A 2180-nucleotide genomic window follows, 5' to 3' on the forward strand; every position below is an offset into this window, starting at 1 on the left:
AGGAAAAGGCGATGGGCCACACCGAACCTAGTCGTCGCGCACCGAGCACATGAGATCGAGCGCGCGCACCAATTGTTCGGCGTCGGGCAACCGCTGCGGTTCGACCAGCCACTGCATGGCCAGCCCATCGAACAACGCCTGCAACACCATCGCCAGCGCCTGCACATCCGGGGCCGGAGGTCGCTCGCTGACGGTCGCTGTGATGTGCTGCACGATGAGCTCACGCGCCGCCTGGTACTCCTGGTCCAGCAATGCGGCAAGCTCGGTGCTGCGCGGCGCCTGGGCGAATACTTCGGCCGCCGCAACCACCGAGTCCCGGCTCTTCGGCAGCGATTCCAGGAACGCCGACATCGCCCGGCGCAGCTCCTCCCGTGGGTCTTCGGCGGGCGTGCCCTCCAGCGCGGCGAGCACCGCCTTGGTCCAGTCCCGCAGCGCCCGGGTCACCGCCAGCCGCAGTAGTTCGTCCTTGGACCCGAAGTAATAGTTCACCGCCGGCAGATGCGCACCGGCCTCGGCGACGATCTCCCGAGTGGTGGTGTGCGCGTATCCCCGGCGCTGGAGGCACCGGATCGCCGCTTCGATGAGCCTGTCCCGCTGGTCCATGGACACGAGTCTAGACGGCAACTAACATCCGTCACTAACAACTGTTACAGCCATTGGTGAGGCGGTGCGACCGTGTCCGACTCCCCCAACCCAACCCCCGCAGCAGCAGAAGACACCCCACTTCCTCCAGGACCGAGCTCCACACCACTGACCCAGGCGGTACGGTTCCTGCGTGACCCCCTGGGCAGCCACCGGGCCGACGCCGAGCGGTACGGGCCGGTCCACACGGTCAGCATGCCCGGTGGATTTCGCATGGCGATCGTCTCCGACCCCACACTGGCCCATGAGGTCTTCGCCACGGATCGAGACATCGGACTCGCCGGGCGGGTGCGCACAGTGTTTCTCGAGCCGATCGTCGGGCGGAACTCGCTGCTCACCCTGGACGGGGATGAGTGGATGCGGCAACGTAAGATGCTTGGTTCCGCCTTCCACGGTCGCCGCGTGGAGCGCTACGCCACCGAGATGGCCGAGGTGGCCGCACGCCACGTGGACACCTGGCCCACCGGGACCCCTTTCGCGCTGCGTCCCCGATTCCAGGACATCACCCTGGAGATCATTCTGCGAGTGGTGTTCGGTGTCTCCGACACCGACCGGCTGCGGCGTCTCACCACTCTGGTTCCGCCGCTGCTGCGCAGCATGGACGCCCTCAACACCCAGATGATGTTCCTTCCGATCGCCACCTGGCGTCGCCTCGACCCGTGGCTGCGCCACGTTCCCGGCACTCCCAACGCGAAGTTCGCGCGCCTACGACGCGCCACGGACACGCTGATCTACACCCAGATCACGGAGCACCGCCGCGCCACGGATCTCGCCGATCGCGACGACATCCTGTCTGCGCTCCTGCGTGCCCGTGACCCTGAAGGCAACGAGCTGAGCGATCTCGAACTACGCGACGCCCTGGTGACCCTGCTGCTCGCCGGGCACGAAACCACGGCGACCACCCTGGCGTGGTGCTTCGAGCGGCTGATGCGCACTCCGGAGGTCCACGACCGCGCGCGGCGAGCGGCCGCGACCGGGGACACGGACTACCTTGAGGCCGTGGCGAAGGAGGCACTGCGCAGCCGCCCGGTGGTGCCGGACATGCCCCGCGTCCTGACCCAACCCATGAACCTGGGGGGCTACCACATCCCCAAGGGATGGTGGGTGGCGCCCTCCGCACTGGCGACCCACCACGCCCCGGAACACTTCCCCGAACCGGAGGAGTTCCGCCCCGAACGTTTCCAGACCGGAGAGATCGACCCCCAGTCCTGGATTCCCTTCGGCGGGGGACGTCGCCAGTGCCTCGGAGCCCAGTTCGCCCTACTGGAGCTGCGGGCGATCCTGCCGGAGGTGCTGCGCCGCGTGCTGCTACACGCGCCGGCGGGCGCACCCGGGGAACGACTCCGGATGCAGCACGTGACCCTGGTTCCCCAACGCGACGCCCGCGCTGTCGCCGCTCCCGTATCGGCACCGGAGTGACGACACCCGACGCCCGTCCCCTCGTGGTTGGGGGGATCATGGCTGGGGGAACTGAGGAGGCTATGGTGTGCCCCGGGGCCTCCCCCACAGACCATGGGGCTCGGGAAGAGCCCGTGGGG

General features: G+C 68.3%; 2 protein-coding genes. One reads left to right on the top strand and one right to left on the bottom strand.

What is annotated here, in order from left to right; all coding sequences use genetic code 11:
* Nucleotides 1–27: 27 nt before the first annotated feature.
* On the bottom strand, nucleotides 28–624 hold the full coding sequence (locus tag RIF23_RS20620; RefSeq protein WP_310914299.1) for a TetR/AcrR family transcriptional regulator: 597 nt from the start codon (nucleotides 622–624) through the stop codon (nucleotides 28–30).
* A 51-nt stretch (nucleotides 625–675) separates the two neighbouring features.
* Here RIF23_RS20620 and RIF23_RS20625 point away from each other — a divergent pair, with 51 nt between their 5' ends.
* Nucleotides 676–2061, top strand: a complete 1386-nt coding sequence (locus RIF23_RS20625) for a cytochrome P450 (RefSeq protein ID WP_310914300.1) — start codon at nucleotides 676–678, stop codon at nucleotides 2059–2061.
* The last annotated feature ends 119 nt before the right edge of the window (nucleotides 2062–2180 follow it).

Source organism: Lipingzhangella rawalii (assembly GCF_031628175.1).
Classification (GTDB): domain Bacteria; phylum Actinomycetota; class Actinomycetes; order Streptosporangiales; family Streptosporangiaceae; genus Lipingzhangella_A; species Lipingzhangella_A rawalii.